General features: G+C 56.2%; 14 protein-coding genes. 3 read left to right on the top strand and 11 right to left on the bottom strand.

Features of this window, described 5'->3' with window-relative positions:
* Positions 1-42 precede the first annotated feature (42 nt).
* The 7 genes from FBR45_RS14775 to FBR45_RS14745 all read right to left on the bottom strand — a co-directional run bounded on the left by FBR45_RS14775 (position 43) and on the right by FBR45_RS14745 (position 9,264).
* Positions 43-1,707, bottom strand: a complete 1,665-nt coding sequence (locus FBR45_RS14775) for a complex I subunit 4 family protein (protein WP_138503635.1) — start codon at positions 1,705-1,707, stop codon at positions 43-45.
* A 57-nt stretch (positions 1,708-1,764) separates the two neighbouring features.
* Positions 1,765-3,654, bottom strand: coding sequence for an NADH-quinone oxidoreductase subunit 5 family protein (locus tag FBR45_RS14770; RefSeq protein WP_138503633.1), 1,890 nt, complete (start codon positions 3,652-3,654; stop codon positions 1,765-1,767).
* A gap of 58 nt (positions 3,655-3,712) precedes the next feature.
* The gene (locus FBR45_RS14765) at positions 3,713-4,348 is read right to left on the bottom strand and encodes a 2OG-Fe(II) oxygenase (RefSeq protein WP_138503631.1); all 636 of its coding nucleotides are present in this window, start codon (positions 4,346-4,348) and stop codon (positions 3,713-3,715) included.
* A 29-nt stretch (positions 4,349-4,377) separates the two neighbouring features.
* Positions 4,378-4,689: an NADH-quinone oxidoreductase subunit NuoK gene (gene nuoK, locus FBR45_RS14760; protein WP_077919450.1), complete on the bottom strand. Its 312-nt coding sequence runs from the start codon at positions 4,687-4,689 to the stop codon at positions 4,378-4,380.
* A 40-nt stretch (positions 4,690-4,729) separates the two neighbouring features.
* Positions 4,730-5,263, bottom strand: a complete 534-nt coding sequence (locus FBR45_RS14755) for an NADH-quinone oxidoreductase subunit J family protein (protein WP_138503629.1) — start codon at positions 5,261-5,263, stop codon at positions 4,730-4,732.
* A 23-nt stretch (positions 5,264-5,286) separates the two neighbouring features.
* Complete coding sequence (locus FBR45_RS14750; protein WP_138503627.1) at positions 5,287-6,780, bottom strand: 4Fe-4S dicluster domain-containing protein; 1,494 nt, start codon at positions 6,778-6,780, stop codon at positions 5,287-5,289.
* Between the two features lie 75 nt (positions 6,781-6,855).
* Positions 6,856-9,264: an alpha-ketoacid dehydrogenase subunit alpha/beta gene (locus tag FBR45_RS14745; RefSeq protein ID WP_138503625.1), complete on the bottom strand. Its 2,409-nt coding sequence runs from the start codon at positions 9,262-9,264 to the stop codon at positions 6,856-6,858.
* Between the two features lie 243 nt (positions 9,265-9,507).
* Between FBR45_RS14745 and FBR45_RS14740 the strand changes: the two genes are divergently transcribed.
* From FBR45_RS14740 to FBR45_RS14730, 3 genes are all read left to right on the top strand, one after another.
* Complete coding sequence (locus FBR45_RS14740) at positions 9,508-9,960, top strand: DUF1573 domain-containing protein (protein WP_138503623.1); 453 nt, start codon at positions 9,508-9,510, stop codon at positions 9,958-9,960.
* A gap of 156 nt (positions 9,961-10,116) precedes the next feature.
* Complete coding sequence (locus tag FBR45_RS14735; RefSeq protein WP_138503621.1) at positions 10,117-11,022, top strand: prohibitin family protein; 906 nt, start codon at positions 10,117-10,119, stop codon at positions 11,020-11,022.
* Between the two features lie 27 nt (positions 11,023-11,049).
* Positions 11,050-12,201 carry an acyltransferase family protein gene (locus tag FBR45_RS14730; RefSeq protein ID WP_138503619.1) on the top strand — a complete coding sequence of 384 codons (1,152 nt, stop codon included), beginning with the start codon at positions 11,050-11,052 and terminating at the stop codon, positions 12,199-12,201.
* Positions 12,202-12,343: 142 nt separating this feature from the next.
* On the opposite strand, the gene FBR45_RS14725 is transcribed toward FBR45_RS14730, so the two are convergent.
* The 4 genes from FBR45_RS14725 to FBR45_RS14710 form a co-directional block, all read right to left on the bottom strand.
* Positions 12,344-13,249: an alpha/beta hydrolase gene (locus FBR45_RS14725; protein WP_246082253.1), complete on the bottom strand. Its 906-nt coding sequence runs from the start codon at positions 13,247-13,249 to the stop codon at positions 12,344-12,346.
* 99 nt (positions 13,250-13,348) lie between these two features.
* Entirely contained in the window at positions 13,349-14,593 is a 1,245-nt protein-coding gene (locus FBR45_RS14720; RefSeq protein WP_138503614.1) for a serine hydrolase domain-containing protein, read from the bottom strand.
* Between the two features lie 168 nt (positions 14,594-14,761).
* The gene (locus FBR45_RS14715; protein ID WP_246082252.1) at positions 14,762-16,234 is read right to left on the bottom strand and encodes a capsule assembly Wzi family protein; all 1,473 of its coding nucleotides are present in this window, start codon (positions 16,232-16,234) and stop codon (positions 14,762-14,764) included.
* Positions 16,235-16,330: 96 nt separating this feature from the next.
* Positions 16,331-17,710: a sugar transferase gene (locus tag FBR45_RS14710; RefSeq protein WP_138503610.1), complete on the bottom strand. Its 1,380-nt coding sequence runs from the start codon at positions 17,708-17,710 to the stop codon at positions 16,331-16,333.
* Between the last annotated feature and the right edge of the window lie 43 nt (positions 17,711-17,753).

Here is a 17,753-nt window from a genome sequence, read left to right as displayed (position 1 = left end):
GACACAATTCACTATTTAGTCACTGGGAGAAGTATATACAATTTACTCAACGGCAAAGCGAATCAGCCACTGGCCTACGGTCTGGCTGGTCAGGTCGAAGATCAGGTTGGGAAACAGCCCCAGCCCCAGCGCCAGCGCCCCCAACGGAACCAGCAGCAGCTTTTCGCGCAAAGTCAGATCAGTCAGGACCGATGCCATATCATGGCGGGACCAGGCCGCTCCGAAAAACATACGCTGTAACGTCCAGAGAAAATAGGCCGCGGCCAGCAGAATACCCGATGTACCCAACACGGTCAGCCAGCCCGGTATCCATTCGGACTGAAAACTGCCCATGAGCGTGAACAGCTCGCCCACAAAACCCGAAAAGCCGGGAAGCCCCAGCGACCCGAAAAAGGCAACCGCCGTCAGGATCGCAAACTGAGGCATCGGCTGCATCAGCCCCCGATACGAGTCGATTCGCCGGTCGTGGGTACGGTCGTAGAGTACCCCCGTCAGCAGGAACAACATGGCCGACAGCACCCCGTGGCTGACCATCTGGTAAACCGCTCCGTTGATACCCTCGGCCGTGAGCGAAGCCACCCCCAGCAGCACGAATCCCATGTGCGATACGGACGAGTAGGCAATCATTTTCTTCAGATCGGTCTGCGCCAGTGCGTTAAGCCCGCCATACACGATCGACAGCACCCCCAGCCCCGCCAGCCCGGTGGCGTATTCGGCAGCTCCGTCGGGAAAGAAATTCCAGGCGATTCGCAGGATGCCGTAGCCACCGATCTTGAGCAATACCCCCGCCAGCACCACCGAAATAGGCGTAGGCGCTTCCACGTGGGCGTCGGGCAGCCAGGTGTGCAGCGGTACGATCGGCAGCTTGACCGCAAAGCCAAGAAATACGGCCCAGAACGCCAGCATACGGGCTGGCATACCCAGCACGGTCGGCTCAGCGGCCGGATTCAGGAACGCATCGGGCAGGTAGTTACGGCCATCGGCCAGGTAACGCATATCGAAGGTGTGTACAATCTGGGCCGGGTTAAGCTGCCCCGCCTGTATGTGCGCCTGTAGCAGGCGGATCACCTCATCGGTCAGGGCCGAGGGGTCGGTGACGAAGCCGGCTGCCAGCGCCGTACTGACCGGATCCATGACCGACAGATACAGCCCGATCATGACCAGCAGAATCAGCAACGAGCCGAGCAGGGTGTAGAGAAAAAACTTGATCGACGCGTATTCGCGCCGGGGGCCGCCCCATAAGCCGATCAGAAAATACATCGGCAGGAGCATGAACTCGAAAAACAGGAAGAACAGGAAAAAGTCGAGCGCTACAAAGCAGCCCATCACCGTCCCCGTCAGCAGCAGATACAAGGCATAATAGGCTTTCTGTCGGTGCGTAACGGTCCAGGAAGAGACCACCCCCGCCAGCATCACCACCGCCGACAGCACCACCAGCGGCAGACTGATGCCGTCTACCCCCACCAGGTAATCGATGGATGCGATACCGAGCCGACCCAGCGGCAGCGTAATCCAGTCGGCCTGTTCGAGCAGCTGGTAACCGCCTGCCGACCGGTCGAAGGCGGCATAGGCCAGCCCCGCCAGCCCTACTTCGAGGATTGTAACGCCCAGCGCAACCCATCGGAAGGCGGCCGTCTGGCGTTCGGGCAATAGGGCCACCACGAGCGAACCCAGCAGCGGCAGAAATATAAGTAACGAAAGCAGCATGTCTAGCGCGGTCCAGAACCGCCAGTAATCATCCAGTTGCCCGAACGCTATGTTCGGTTATAGTATCCACCAAAGAACGATCAGCAGCCCTACAACGGCCACCGTAATGTACGACTGCACCCGGCCGTTCTGCACCGAGCGCGTCAACCGACCCAGCCGCCCCGCCAGCCAGGCCGCCCCGTTGACCAGCCCATCGACCCCGAACCGGTCAACGGCATGGACCAGATGCGCCAGCACAACGCCCCCTATCCCCGCGCCGTTTACGGCTCCGTCGACCAGACGCTGATCGGCTCGGTTGAGCAAGGTCGCGGCTTTGATGGCCGGTGTGATAATGTACCACTGGTACGCCCGGTCCAGAAAGCCGTACTGTACCGAGAGCTGTACATACAGCCGGGTTGGGTTAGGTTCCCGCAGCCGAACGCCGAACCAGCCGCCCAGTAGCACCAGCAATACCGAAACAGGGGGCAACCAGGGCAGTTCGGCTTCGGCAGGTAGGGGTAGTATACCGAAAACCCAGCTCCCATGCGCAGAAAAAGGATTGACCGAAAACCAGAAAGCCACGGATAGCAAGGCCAGTATGACCACCGGTACGCGCATCAGTCCGTCTGCTTCGTGTACGCCCGACAGCGGTGTGGCTTCGTGCTGGTACTGGCCCAGAAAAATCAGTCGCCACTGCCGCGCCATATACAGCGCCGTCAGTCCGGACGAGAGCAGCAACAGGACCGGAACACCAGCGGCCAGGGAGATACCCGCGGTTTCGGCCCAGGCGAAGGCTCCGCCCAGGATCGCTTCTTTCGACAGAAAGCCCGAGAAAAGTGGTACGCCCGCCAGCGCTGCGGCACAGACCGTATAGGCCACAAACGTAACCGGCAACGCCCGGCGCAGCCCACCCATCTGCCGCATATCCTGCGTATGCACAGCGTGAATAACCGACCCGGCACTCAGGAACAGCCCCGCCTTGAAGAACGCATGGGTCAGCAAATGAAACAGCGCCCCGCCCACATTCCCCATCCCCATGGCGGCCACCATCAGCCCCAGTTGCGATACGGTCGAGAAGGCCAGCACTTTCTTGATATCGGTCTGGAAGAGGGCCGAATAGCCCCCCCAGAAGGTAGTGATCGTGCCGATGAGCACAATAACAGCCCGCGCATCGGGCGATAGTAGCGGCTGAATACGAGCCAGCAGAAATACGCCGGCCGCCACCATTGTAGCCGCATGCAGTAGCGCCGACACCGGGGTTGGCCCCTCCATGGCGTCGGGTAGCCACGTCAGCAGCGGAAACTGGGCCGACTTACCCACGCAGCCCATGAACAGACACAACCCGACCGCCGTGGGGGCTACAGCGTAAAGATCGGTATGGTTCAGCTGCGCCAGATCGAGCGTATCGTAATAGTAATAGGTCAAAAAAATACCGATCAGCATGCCCATGTCACCAACCCGATTCATCAGGAACGCTTTCTTAGCGGCCTGACTCGCAGCGGGCCGGTCGGCATAGAAACCAATGAGCAGATACGACGCCAGCCCGACCAGCTCCCAGAAGGCGTACATCACCAGCAGGTTACCAGCCAGAACGATGCCCAGCATGGCGCCGATAAACAGTTGCAGGTAAGCAAAATAGCGCGATAGCCGGGGCTCATCGAGCAGATAAGACAGCGAGTACACCTGTACGAGCAGGGCTACCCCGTGTACAATAACCAGCATTAGCCCGGCCAGTCCATCGACCCGAAAGCCGATACCGAACGAAATTCCCGACAGCGTTGCCCAGTCCGCCTGTAAGGTAATCGGCTGCTCCGGGAGGCTCACCGCCAGCCCGATCGACCCAATCAGTCCCAGAGCCGTCAGCCCCACAGCCAATGGCCCCGCCAGGCGCCGGCTGGCCAGCGATACGGTCAGGAATCCGACAAAGGGCAGCAGTAACAGGCAAACAGCTAGTAACGATTGGAGCATTCCGAAGAAGGTTGGCGTCTCAGGCCGCAAATATCCCCATTCATCCATGGGAAACCAACTACCATCCAGCCGTTTTCAGCCAGCCAGTCAGGCTCAGGCGCTCGCGGGTGGCCGGCAGCACCTCATGTTCCAGCCTGGCACTCTCGAAACAAACCAGCCGCCCGCCGGTCGGGTTCACCCGGATCAGCTGTTCGCTTCCGTCGGCCCGGGGCAGATAAAGCGCCAGCTGGCCCCCATCAGTCTCCTGCCAGTCGGCGTTGAGGTAACAGATGACCGACAGCTTCCGGCGCGAATCGCTCCGAAACTGGTCGAGGTGGCGCTTGTAGAACGTACCCGGCGGATATAGGGCGTAGTGAAATTCGTAGTCGCGCAGGCCCAGAAAACAGGTTTGGTTAACGTACTGCATGAAGGTATTGACCCGACTCAGAAAGGCCGCTTCGTCCGGCGTTGCGGTGGCCTCGTCGATCCACAGAATCTCGTCGCCCCGGATGGCCGTCTGTACGGTGACCTGCTCATTACCGATACCCGCCACCCGAAACTGACCAGCCTGCCGCCGGTGATGCAGCTGCTGCGCCAGCGACGCGACTTCGTCGGCCGAAAGAAAATCATCGACAATACCGTATCCTTCGTTCAGTATGCCGTCGATGATGGATTCATACTGGTGAACAGGCAGTTCATTATCAGGCTGGTTCATAGGCATGTTCAGGTTGCGGCTCTTTATCACTACTGCCTCAGCTCGTTCAGCTCGTCGAGCTGAGCCGTCCGGAAATGACGATACACCTGCAGCACAATAGCCAGCGCTACCGCCGACTCCGCAGCCGCGACCACCATCACAAACAAAGCCAGCATCTGGCCCTGGATGCGGTCCGGATCGTACTGACTGAACGCAACCAGGTTGATATTGACGGCGTTGAGCATCAGCTCGATGCCCATCAGTACCACGATGGCGTGCCGTTTCAGCAACACTACGGCCAGGCCAATGCTGAATAGGGCGGCTCCAACGATCAGAAATAAATGGCTATCTACAGATTGCACGTTTACCGGGGTTAGCAGAAGTTGTCGGGATGAATGAGGCTTATCGGGTCAGTCGGTTACTCGCCAGAAAGGTAGCCCCAACCAGGGCCGCCAGCAGCAGAATACCAACGATTTCGAACGGAACAATGTACTCGGTCATAAGCTGACGGCCTACCGTCCTGATCGTACTTTCCCAGCCGACCGGTTGATTCAGAAGGGCAAATGAAGCCCGAGCCAGCAATGTATACAACGCCACAAAAACGCCCCCCGACACCAGCAACGCCATAACCCACGAGTTGCCGATTCGGTTGGGCGACGGAATCTGGTTGGGCCGCTGGCTGTCGGTATTCGTTCCCGAGCCAGCTTTGCTGGTCAGCATGACGCCAAAAATAACCAGCACCAGTACCCCACCTACATAGATCATGATCTGAGCCACGGCCAGAAAGTCGGCACTGGCCAGTACGAACAGGCCCGCCACCCCCAGCAAGGTCAGGAGCAGAAAAAAAGCCGCGTACATCACATTCCGGGTTAGCAGCACCGCCAGCGCACTGACCAGCGTAAGGGCGGCAAAACCATAAAAAGCAAGTTGAATCACAGGTTGTAGGCGGTTTGATCAGGTTACTCGGCTGCGTTTGGGTCCGACGCCGGTTTGTCGGCCGATGCATCCGGGGCAGGAGCCGCAGGTTTGGGCTTCATCGTCGGCCGGAAACCGGCCGGCTTCGGTGTAGGCGTTGCCGCAGAAGGCGCTTCGGCAGTCTTCGGTTCGGGCTCGGCGGGTTTTGGCTTCATCGTCGGTCGGAAAGCGGGGCGGGACGGGGGTGCGTCTGCTGGGTCGGGCTCTTTTTCCGGTTCCGCGGATGGTGGCGTTGCTGGCTCCGGGAGAACGGCGGGCTTCGGTTTCATCGTTGGTCGAAAACCAGCCGGTTTCGGACGTGCTTCGGGCGTATCGGGTGCTTTCTCGCTGTCTGCGGGCGCAGCCGGTTTCATCGTTGGCCGGAAAGCCGGACGAGGCTTTGGCGTATCGGTCGACTCAGGAACCGGCGCTGCGGACGGGGTCACAGCCGGTGCGGGCTCGGTCGTGACCGCACCGGTCGGCTTCATTGTCGGGCGGAAACCGGCTGGTTTTGGCTTCGGCAGGTCTTCCGGTGTCTTTTCCGGGCCGGGTTCGGCAGGTTTGGCCGCCGGTTTCATGGTCGGCCGGAAAGCCGGTTTAGGCGCCGGAGCAGGCGGAACGGGCAGACCCTCCGGCTCGGTGGCCGCGGGCTCGGCTTTTTCTTCGTCAGTAGGAGCGATTGGAGCGGGCGGCTCGGCGGGCTTCTGCGTAGGGCGGAATACAGGTCGTTTTTTGGCTTCTAACCCACCCTGTGCAATCTGCTGCATCTCGTCGGGAGTCGCATCGGTTGCGGGATGCGCAATAGCCCCATCGGTCGAGTTGGCGGTCGGGTCGGGAGCCGCGGGTTTGGCCGTCGGCCGAAATACGGGGCGTTTGGCCGCGGGTGCCGCTGCAGGGTCGCTGGCGGGAATCGGTTGAGCACGTTTGGCCGCAGCGGCCTGTTTGGCTTCTTCTTTCTCGCGGACAAACTGTTCATAAAGGGCGCGCTTTTCGTCGGCCTCTTCGGGGGTTAGCTCCGCGAAACTATAGGTGAGTTTACCCAGTTCGAATTCGCTGTAATCGAAGGCCTTATCCATCGTCAGGCACTCCGTTGGACATACAACGGTACAAAGGCCGCAATAGCAGCACTTGGCCATATCGATGTCGAACTTGGCGGCATACAGCCGGATCGGGGAGCCATCAGACGCGCGGCCTACTTCTTCCGTGGCTTTTATGGCGTCGATGGTAATGCAGTCGACGGGGCAGACTTTAGCGCATTTATCGCAAACGATACAGTCGTCGATCTCGTTGCGAAGCCGGTAGCGTCCGTTGTCGGGAATGGGCAACTGCTCGTGCGGATACTGCAGCGTTACAAGCCCATTCTGCTGATCGAAATAGTTGTCACTGGCAATGCCCTCCGGAGTTCGGCGGTGGTTTGCCTGGCGCAGGTGCCGCCACGTTAGGCTCAGTCCTTTCAGCGTTGTCCGAATCCCGGATTGTATATCCCTGATGTATGACATGAATGATTTAGTGAATGGGTGACTCCATGATTGAGCGCATCAGGTTGATAACTCACACAATCACCCATTCACAACTTATAAGGGTGGAAACCGGGCGGGGTCGGCTTCGCTCATGAGCGAATAAACGACCTCAATCACGTCGTCAACGCTGGGTTTCGAAAAATAATCCCCGTCGGAGCCGTAGGGTGGCCGGTGTGCTTTTGCCGATAAGGTACGTGGAGCCGAATCCAGATACCGATAGGCGCCCTGCTCGTCGACCACTTGCTGCATCATGAAAGCCGACGCGCCACCTGGCACGTCTTCATCAGCAAACACGACCCGGTTGGTTTTCGAAATGGACGCTACGATCGAATGATGAACGTCGAATGGCAGCAGCGTCTGCGCATCGATCACCTCCAGACTAATGCCCATGGCGGCCAGCTGCGTAGCGGCCTCCATCACAATCCGGCACATGGAACCATAGGTAACCAGCGTCACGTCAGTACCGGATCGTAATACCTCGGGCACGCCCAGCGGCAGCGAGAACTCAGTGAGGTTATCAGGCACCCGTTCCTTGAGCCGGTATCCGTTCAGGGATTCGATCAGCAGCGCCGGATCGTCACCTTTGATGAGGGTATTGTAGAAACCAACGGCCTGGGTCATGTTGCGGGGCACCAGCACGTGCATGCCGCGCAGGCTGCCGAGCATGGCACCCATAGGCGACCCCGAATGCCAGATGCCTTCTAGCCGATGACCGCGCGTCCGCACAATGACTGGCGCTTTCTGACCACCGCGGGTGCGGTACTGCAAGGTCGCCAGATCGTCGGTCAGGGTGGGCAGGGCGTAATAGATGTAATCGAAGTACTGAATCTCGACGATGGGTCGCAGCCCACGCATGGCCAGGCCAACGCCCTGCCCGATGATAGTCGTTTCGCGGATGCCGGTGTCAGTAATTCGAATCTCGCCGTATTTCTCCTGCAAGCCGGCAAACCCCTGGTTTACGTCGCCGATCTGCCCCACGTCTTCGCCCAGGGCTACTACGCGCGCATCGCGGCTGAACAGATTATCGAAATACCGCTGCATCAGCAGATAGCCGTCCACCACGGGGCTCTCGTCCGAATACCGGGCGGGCTCTCCCGTAATTCGCATCGGTGACTCGGGCGACTGGCTATATAGATGGGAGCTGAACCGTTCGGCGTTTTCGGCGTTGGTGCGGTCGAGCCAGGTCCGCAGGCCCTGCCGGGCCGTGCCGGTATCGGTGCGCAGCAGCCGGAGTGCCTTGCGAACAGCCGCTACCGAATCGCGCCGGAGCGGGGTGTTGGTCTTGCGCAACTCCTCGCGGATGGCCATAAGTTCAGCCGCTTTCGGATGGTTTCGGGCCGATCGCTGCAGCAGATCGAGGGCTTCGTCGTGGTCCGCTTTCATCGATTGCTGGTAGGCGTTCCAGGCCTCGATCCGGGCTTTTTTGGCTACCTCCCTGGCCTGGACCTCGATGGCATCGAGTTCATCGTTGGTAGCGTAGCCGTTTTCCAGAATCCACTGGCGGAACGTCAGATTACAATCGTGCTCGGCTTCCCACTTCAGCCGTTCTTTCGATTTGTACCGCTCGTGCGAACCCGAAGTCGAGTGGCCCTGCGGCTGAGTCAGTTCCTGCACATGAACCAGAACGGGTACGTGCTGTTCCCGGCAGATGCGGGCTGCCTGCTGGTAGGTTTCCAGCAGCGCCACATAATCCCAGCCTTTAACGGTAAAGATCTCGAAGCCTTTTTCATCGGCATGATCCCGCTGAAAACCGGCCATCGCCTTCGAGATACTTCCTTTGGTAGTCTGGTATTCAACGGGTACTGAAATACCGTATCCATCGTCCCAAACCGACATGAGCAGCGGTACCTGCAGCACCCCGGCGGCATTCATCGTCTCCCAGAACATACCCTGAGAGGTAGACGCATCGCCGATATTGGCATATACGATTTCGTTACCATGGTGCGAGAAGGCCGGCATGTCGTGCAGGGCCGGATTGTGCCGGAACAGCCGCGATGCGTACGCCAGACCCAGCGAACGGGGAATCTGCCCGGCCGTCGGTGCAATATCGCATACGGAATTATACTGGTCTGTCTGACTGCGCCAGAGGCCCTGCTCGTCGAGCCAGCGCGTGGCATAGTGGCCATTCATGGAGCGCCCGGCCGTGTTCGGATCGTGGGCAACGTCGGTATGGGCATAGAGCTGGGCAAAAAACTCCGTCCAGCGAAGCTCGCCCAAAGCGGCTACAAAAGTCTGGTCGCGGTAGTAGCCCGACCGGAAATCACCCCGGCTAAACGAGCGGGCCGCTGCCAGCTGGGCCAGTTCTTTCCCGTCACCGAAAATACCGAATTTGGCCCGCCCGCCCATAACATCGCGCCGACCTAACAGGCTAACCTGTCGGCTTTCGCAGGCCAGTCGATAGTCAGATAGGATTTTTTCACGACTTAGAATATCAGCCGAGCGGAGTTGTTCGTTTGCTATCACAGCAGAGCTACGGGTTGAAAAAGTCCGGAAATTAATTTATCAATGAAGTGCTACAGGGTGGTAACGTTCTACAACCATGTAAAGGTAAAAGTAAGATAAAAGTTAGCAGCTTTCAAAAAAACGATTTTCTCCGTTTCTTTGTTGACTCGACAGCGACCAACAAGAATTTGGCAAACTGTTTGCTCTGACAACATTTAATCGGCAAAGTATCTTAACAACCAAACCATAATTCCGTTTAGTCCAATGAAAAAGATTTTTTCACTTTTCGTAGCTTTATTTGTGCTGGTCGCAGTTAGTTACGCCCAAAAAGGAGTCATGAAGTTTGCTAAAGAAACGCATGACTTCGGCAAGATCGAGCAGGGCAAACCCGCTACGCACGTATTTGAGTTCAAGAATACAGGCACCGATCCGATCATTATCAACGACGCGCAGGCTTCCTGCGGCTGCACCAAGCCCAGCTTCTCGCGCGAGCCGGTGATGCCCGGCAAAACCGGCACGATCTCGGCTACGTACAATGCCGCTGCCGCTGGTCAGTTCACCAAAACGGTAACTGTAACGAGCAATGCTGAGTCAGGACAAACGGTTCTGTATCTGAAAGGCGAGGTTGTTTCACAAAAGGAAGCCGCTACCGCAGCCGCTCCGGCAACGGCCCCAGCTCAGAAAAGCGCTAAAAAAAGCACCAAGACTTCACGCTAACACGCTGAAGGGTTAATAGTGTGGTCAAGAAAGGCATCTGGTCGTTTACCGGATGCCTTTTTTCGTACCTTGGAGATAACTTGTACAAAGAGACCAGCCTGGAGCGGGGCTCTTTTTTCTGTTTACCTACTTCCCCACTGTTAACCGATATGACCCATGTTTCTACTGATCCTTGGTCTCCTGGTCCTGATTGCCGGCTTTGCCGTTAACACACCGGCTCTCTCTTTTTCGCGATATGCGCGCCCCCTCAAACTAATTGGCGGTATCCTGATTGTACTGGGTTTTATCACCGCCAGCATCCGGCAGATCAACGCGGGTCAGGTAGGAGTCATTACACTTTTTGGGAACGTTGACGACCGCGCTCTTCAGTCTGGCCTCAATTTTGTTAACCCCCTGGCCCGGGTCACCGAATACGATATCAAGACGCAGAACTACACCATGTCGGCCACCCACGACGAAGGGGAACGCCAGGGCGATGACGCCATCCGGGTATTGACGGCCGACGGACTGGAAGTCGTTATTGACCTGACGGTTCTGTACCGGGTGGTTGCCGCCGACGCCCCGAAAATTCATGCACTGATCGGTACGGATTATAGCGATAAGGTGGTTCGTCCCATCACCCGGACCCGCATCCGCGACAATGCCGTATATTACGACGCCGTGGCCCTGTACTCTACCCGGCGCGACGAGTTTCAAAACCGCATCTACAAAACCATAGAAGCCGATTTCCGGAAGCGCGGCCTGCTGCTGGAGCAGCTGCTGATTCGCAACATCGACCTGCCCGCATCGGTAAAAAAAACCATCGAATCAAAGATCAACGCCGAGCAGGACGCCCAGAAGATGCAGTTTGTGCTGGCTAAGGAGCGGCAGGAGGCCGAACGGAAACGGGTCGAAGCACAGGGTATTGCCGACTATCAGCGTATTCTCTCAACGGGACTCAGCGACCGGCAACTCCAGTACGAGCAAATCAAAGCCCAGCGTGAGCTGGCGGCTTCGCCCAACGCCAAAATCATCATTATGGGCGGGCGGGGTACTACACCATTACTTTTAACCGATAAATAAGCAGCTGTTCTGCCGTTACACTCCCCTATGCAAACTGCTCCTTCTTCGGCCCAAGAGCCAGCCCTGGCCCAACCTGCCCCAATCCGCCGACTGCTTTCCCTCGACGCCCTGCGTGGCTTCGACATGTTCTGGATTATGGGTGGTGAAGAAATTTTTCACGTCCTGGCCCGAACAACGGGCTGGGCCTGGGCCGTGCTCATGGCCGACCAGTTTACCCACGTTGCCTGGAACGGATACCGCCCCTACGACAATATTTTTCCGCTCTTTCTGTTTCTGGCAGGCGTATCGACGCCCTACTCGCTCGGGAGCCGACTGGCGCGCGGCCATAATCGGGCTGCGCTGGCGCGCAAAGTGATTCAACGAGGGCTTATTCTGGTTCTGCTGGGGGTTATTTACAACAATGGTCTGTTCGTGAAGCCGTTTGCCGAACTCCGTTTTCCGAGCGTGCTGGGCCGTATCGGGCTGGCGGGCATGTTCGCCCAGCTGATCTACCTCTACGTTCGTAGTGAGCGCAGCCGATACGCGCTGTTTGCCGGCATCCTGCTCGGTTACTGGGCCTGGCTGGTGCTTATCCCTGTACCGGGAGCCGGAGCAGCGGGTAGTCTAACTATGGAAGGCAGCTGGGTCGGCTACGTAGATCGGCTGCTGGTGCCCGGCCGACTTCATAAGGGCATTCATGATCCCGAGGGACTCCTGTCTACCCTGCCCGCCATCGGGACCGCTATGCTGGGCATATTTGCCGGCACTCTCCTCCACCGGCGCGACGTGGGCGACCGCTTCAAACTTCAACGACTCGTGCTGGCCGGGGTGATTTGCCTGGCGCTGGGCTGGCTTTGGAACCTCGTATTTCCGGTCAATAAAAACCTATGGACCAGCTCGTTCGTACTGGTGGCGGGCGGCTGGAGTTTTCTGATGCTGGCCCTTTTTTACTGGATCATCGACATACAGAACAGCCGTCGGTGGGCGTTTTTCTTCGTTGTTATCGGTACCAACTCAATCCTGATTTACCTGGCTGGCGAAGTGATTGATTTCGAGCACGCGGCTCATTATCTGTTTGGCGGATTGCTGGCTTTCTTCAGTGAGCCGGTTCGGGCGTTGGGTGGGGTATTGGCGTTTCTGGCTGTGAAATGGGGCTTTTTGTACGTGCTGTACCGCCAAAAATTGTTCTTACGGGTTTAATCGTATTGCCTAGCCTTTCATATACTCCCAAACATGTCGCCCCTTAGAAAGCAGCACTTTCTGTTAAACAACGATACGCCTAAAAGAATAACCCGTTGACGGGACTCGCGCTACCGACAGAATATGATATCCGCAAAGTGGGCTATTTAGCCAGGCCCATAGCAGTGAGCCAGGCCTGACAGGCACTGGGCCAGCTGTTGAGCGACCCAAACTTTTGCGTACGCAAACCGTACCCATGCCCCCCTTTCGGATACAGGTGCATTTCGACAGGTACGTTGTTTTTCAGGCAGGCCTGATAATACAGGATGCTGTTCTCCACAGGTACAGCCTTGTCGTCTTCTGAGTGTACCAGAAAGGTGGGGGGCGTTTGCGCCGATACCTGCAGCTCATTCGAGAAATCAGCGATCAGCTCGGGCGACGTTTTGAGGGTACCCAGCAGCTTATCGCGCGACCCCGTGTGTGCCTTCTCGCCGAATGTAATGACGGGGTATAACAAAATCGCAAAATTGGGTTGGGCCGCGTCTGGCTGAAGAGCAGAGCCCGATTTGGGCGGACGGTGGTAATGGGTCGACACGGTAGAGGCCAGATGACCGCCAGCCGAGAAACCCATAATGCCAATTTTAGCCGGATCGATTCCGTAACGACCTGCGTTTTGCCGAATCAGCGTCAGTCCCTGCAAGGCATCCAGCAGCGGTACCTCGTGCTGGTTGGTCATGATTTTTGGGTCAGGCAGCCGGTACTTCAACACGAACGCTGTGATTCCCATCTGGTTGAACCAGCGCGCTATATCCTCTCCTTCATGACTCGCAGCCAGAATGCTGTAACCGCCACCGGGGCAAACCATTACAGCCGCCCCCGTTGCTTTCTCTTTCGGCGGCAGGTAAGCCGTCAGCGTCGGAACGGACACGTTGCTGATCCGTAGAATTCCGTCCGTGGTTTCGGCTTTTTCGGTAATCGCCACGTTTGGAAGTGCATTCGGGATAGCCCCGTCAGGCCATAGTTTCAGTACTTCCTGCGAATGAGCTACGGAGCCCAGTACGGTGGTCATGACTACAGTAAGAAGAAAAGCGCGCATGTAAACAGAGGTAGGCCGGCAAACCAACAGGCACCTACACCGCTCCAAAGCGAATAGCCCGGGCGGCTCTACTCATATTTCTACCTCGCTATCAGTGGTTGGGGTCGCTTCTTTCGATCCGCTGTTCAGCACCTCGATCAGCTCCTTTACGCGGTAAACCGTTTTGTTATAGCGATTACCGAGAATTATGATGACGTATTCATCCTTAGGGCTGAACCAGAACATGGTGTTATACCCCTTCCACCAACCCGAATGATAGATGTATTCAGGTTTGTTCAGACCGTCGAGCATCATCCGGAAACCATAGCCGTAGTTCTTGGCGCCTTTCCGTTCAAAACTTCGCGGAATGAAGGCCTCAGCCAGCGTCTTTTTCTGAAGCAGACAGTCGCCGTTCAGCGCCCGGTACCATCGGAAGAGATCGCCCGTGGTCGAGTAGATCCCCTTATCCCCTACCACATCGTCGTAGTAATCTTTGGGAATCCGGCGGTTCCATTGGTAGCCCGCCGTTCGATGGTGATTGATGGAGTCGTTCTTGGTGGTGGCTACGAAAGTCTGGTGCATGCCCAGCGGCTCGAAGATATTTTTTCGGATAAACGCTTCGTAACTCTGCCCGGTCGCCTTCTCAATGATTGACGCCAATACCATGTAATTCGTGTTGCTATAGCTGAAGCCGCGACCCGGAATATTGTAAGCTTTGGGGGTCGGCTTCACCGTAGCGAACCAGTGCATAATGGTTGCGTTGGTCGGGTATGGCTTCTCTTTCTTGTAGAAGTTTACCTTCATACTATCGTCGAAAGCATAGGCGTAGTTGGGCAGCCCGCTCCGGTGGCTCAGCAACTCCCGTATGGTGATCCCGTGGTACGGAAAATCGGGGTAAAACTTCTGGATGGTGTCTTCGAGCGAGAGCTTACCGGCTTCGATGAGCTTCAGGGTACCGACCGCCGTAAAGGTTTTCGACAGCGAGGCCAGCTGGAATTTCGAATCCTCGACCAGGGTATCGCGCTGATTTCGCTCAAAATGACCCAGCCCAAAGCAGTTGCGGTACAGAACGATTCCTTTCTGCGCCACCAGCACATTGCCGTTGAGGCCTTCCCGAACCTTCTGCCGGAAAATGGCTTCTATCTGCTGCGACTTCTGCTCAGCGTTGATCTGCTGCCGAATAGCCTGTTGCTCGTCGGCTGAAACAACCTGTTCATCGGCACAGGAGCGCAGCGCACGCGCCGACTTATTCAATTCCTTCTGAGAATTCTGACCGCAGGAGAACCCGACAGTGACAAGAAACAAGATACTATACCCGATACGACTCATCCGCACCATCCTCACGCACTATTATAGGCTAATTACACAGACTAACTTGAGCAAAAATAGGGATTCTTACCAAAGCGAATTACTACACTTTGCTGGTCTGGCACAAATAATAAGCGAAAACTTACCAATGGCCTTGCCGGGGAACAACCTAGTTGCGGTAAAACAATCGCTTCACGGTCAATAAGAACTTCTGCCAGCCTGAGAATTGGCCGGCCGACTGAACAAACCCGACTTACGCAATCCGATGTAAGCGCCCACGCTGTTTGGCAACAAGCCACCCGAGTCGAGCGCCAACGAGCCATTCAGAGTGGTTCCGCCCAGTATGGTAAGGGGTACAGATGCCGTCAGCAACCCCGAAAACTGCGTGGGAAGCGTCAGGTAAGGCGACGGATAGGTGCCGGCATTGATGCTGTACGAAAGCCGGGTTGTTACATCTATCGTACCGAATAGCAGGGCGCTGAGCCCCAGATGGTAGGCGCTAACCCGGTTATTCACGATACCCGTACCTGTTGATAACGCCGGACGTGCTTCGTCAGCAGCTGTCAAAAACGGGGTACCAATCGTTCTTCTGAAGTAAACCCAGCCATCCTGAAACTGACTGTGGTTAAAGTAATTGTCCCGCCCTCGCCTACGGTCATCATCGATCACGAACTCATCTCCCCCCTGACTCCCCGTAAACAGATACTCGAACGTAATCTGCCGTAGCGAGAAAGTCCCCGCAGCCGGGCTGTTCCTGTTTTTGAACCGCAATCCGTTCAACCCATCCGCAATGTTGGTACCGTAAAACAGCGATCCATCATCGTACAGGAACTGGCGATATACGTATATATTCCAGCCGCCAATATCAGCATCGGCAGCCAGATCAATAGACCCCAGGTGGTTTCCGATCCGATTGTCTTCAAATGATGTAACTATATTGTCATTCTGAAAAGCTCCCCGTGTACCGATCACAACTGCCGGATAGTATTTTAGCGCAGAGGGTAATTGCCCATTGGCAGCTACGTTCGGATTGAGTACTCCCGGTGCGGCACGCCCTGCCCAGATTACCTGGTGGTTGAAGCCCGCATAGAGCCGAAACGGCCAGGTGGTTTTTCCTAACCGGCCGTACAGATACTTTTGATGCAGAAAGGAGCCTGTAATCTGGCGCCCCGTGTTCTCGAACCATCCATGCGAGTAGGCGCCCAGAAAGGAAATAATTCCTTTAGTGAAGGGAATACTGGTGAAGGTAGGAACGCCAATCTGAATTTTCGGAATGGGCAGGGCGTTGCCCGACCAGGCATAGGCACCCGTTGTCAGCAGCGTATCGACCAGTCCCACCAGTTCTCGTCGGCGGCCCGCATAGAATTCGAAAGCCCCCAGGCGGCCTTTTACGTAGGCTTCCGGTAGTAAAACCTGGTTAGAAGCACCGGCATTGGCAACGACATCAAGGCCATAGCCCCAGTCGATTTTGGGTCGGTAACCCGTGCTGTCAGCCACCCTGTAGTCCGACTTCAGGCCGACACTCAGGCGGGCGGTTGATCCATTCAGGGGTACTGTACCGTATTGATTAGCACGGAGCCAGAAAGGCGTCTGATCAGAAGCTACCAGTCCGCCCGCTTCCAGATGATAGGCATTTGTCCGTTGACGTTGAGCCTGCAGACTATGACTCATAGCGAGCCAGAGCCCCAGCAATAGCATACTGTTTATCCTCATAGATAAAAAAACGGCTCTGCGTTGCCAAAGCCGTTTTATTGAATGACGGGCTGGCTATTTACCACGCCCCTGGGCCATGACACGCAGGGTCTGCGCAATGATCCACATATCGAAGAAGAACGACCGACGCTCAGGATACAGTAAGTCGTACCGCAGTCGCTGAACCATCTCATCGATCGTAGCGGCATAGCCAAACTTAATTTGACCGATCGATGTAATACCGGGCTTCACTTTTAGCAGTGACCGGTACTCGGGAGCGACCTCAACAATCTGGTCGATAAAGAACTGCCGTTCGGGCCGTGGGCCAACGACCGACATGTCGCCTTTGAGCACATTGAAAAATTGCGGAATCTCGTCCAGACGCGTCTGGCGCATGAACCGCCCCCAGGGCGTAATACGACTGTCGGCCAGCCCACCCGACAACGAAGGACCAGCTTTCTCCGCGTTGACGTACATGCTGCGGAACTTAATGATTTTGAACGGCTTCCCACCGCGCCCAATCCGTTCCTGTGCATAAAAGATAGGGCCTTCCGATGTCAATTTCGTAATCAATGCCAGCACCAGGAATATCGGCATGCCTATCAAAAGTGCTCCCAGCGAGAAAGCAATATCGAACCCCCGCTTCAGGGTGTTAACCCTGAAGTCGGCCAGCATTTGCGACGACAGGTTCAGGACCGGCAGGAAATCATGGTATTCAACCGAAGCGCCCCGGGTCAGAAATCCGCGGAAATCTACCAGCAGTTTTACCTGATAGTTCTCGTCTTCGGCCTGATCCACGATTTCTTTCAACTTGTTATTATCAATATAGGGCATACAGCAGTAGACGCAGTCAATATTCTGTTCCTTGATATAACGGGCTAAATCACCATAGCCGCCAGTCAGCATCGCCTTGTTCTCATCAGTGGCATGATCGAAGTATCCCTGAAAACGAAACCCCATTTCGGGATGCATGGCGTAGAAACTCTGAATCGTACTGGCCAGCTTGCCATAGCCTACCACGATATACCGTCTGTTGTTGTATCCCCGCGCCCGGTACTCTTTCAAAAAGACCAGTCCACCAATCCGGAAAGCAGCCGCCATACTGGTAAAAAGCACGTACGTAATTAACAGATGCTCTCTGGAGTAGTAATATCCTTTTATAGCCACCCAACAGATGGAGATCACCGCAATATGCAGCGCCATCAGGAAGAGCAATTTCTTTATTAAATGGTCAGCCTTAAAAAGCTGACGAGGAAATGTATAGGGCTTGAACAGCAACACCTCAACCAGCCACACCAGATTGAACAGTACCCACAGCAGCGCATAAGGTGGTTCCGATACCGGCTCAACAGCTCTGAATTTTATCCAGTATGCCCCAACAAAAGCCGCGTTCAGGCTGAGAAAATCAGCAATTACGTGCAGTGGAAAGAACAATATGGAATAACGATGCCTCATACCTTTTTGCAAATCCAGATGGATGTTACTGACTCATCATATG

The organism is Spirosoma lacussanchae, assembly GCF_005870035.1.
Classification (GTDB): Bacteria; Bacteroidota; Bacteroidia; order Cytophagales; family Spirosomataceae; genus Spirosoma; species Spirosoma lacussanchae.
This window is presented reverse-complemented; position numbering and strand designations above follow the sequence as displayed.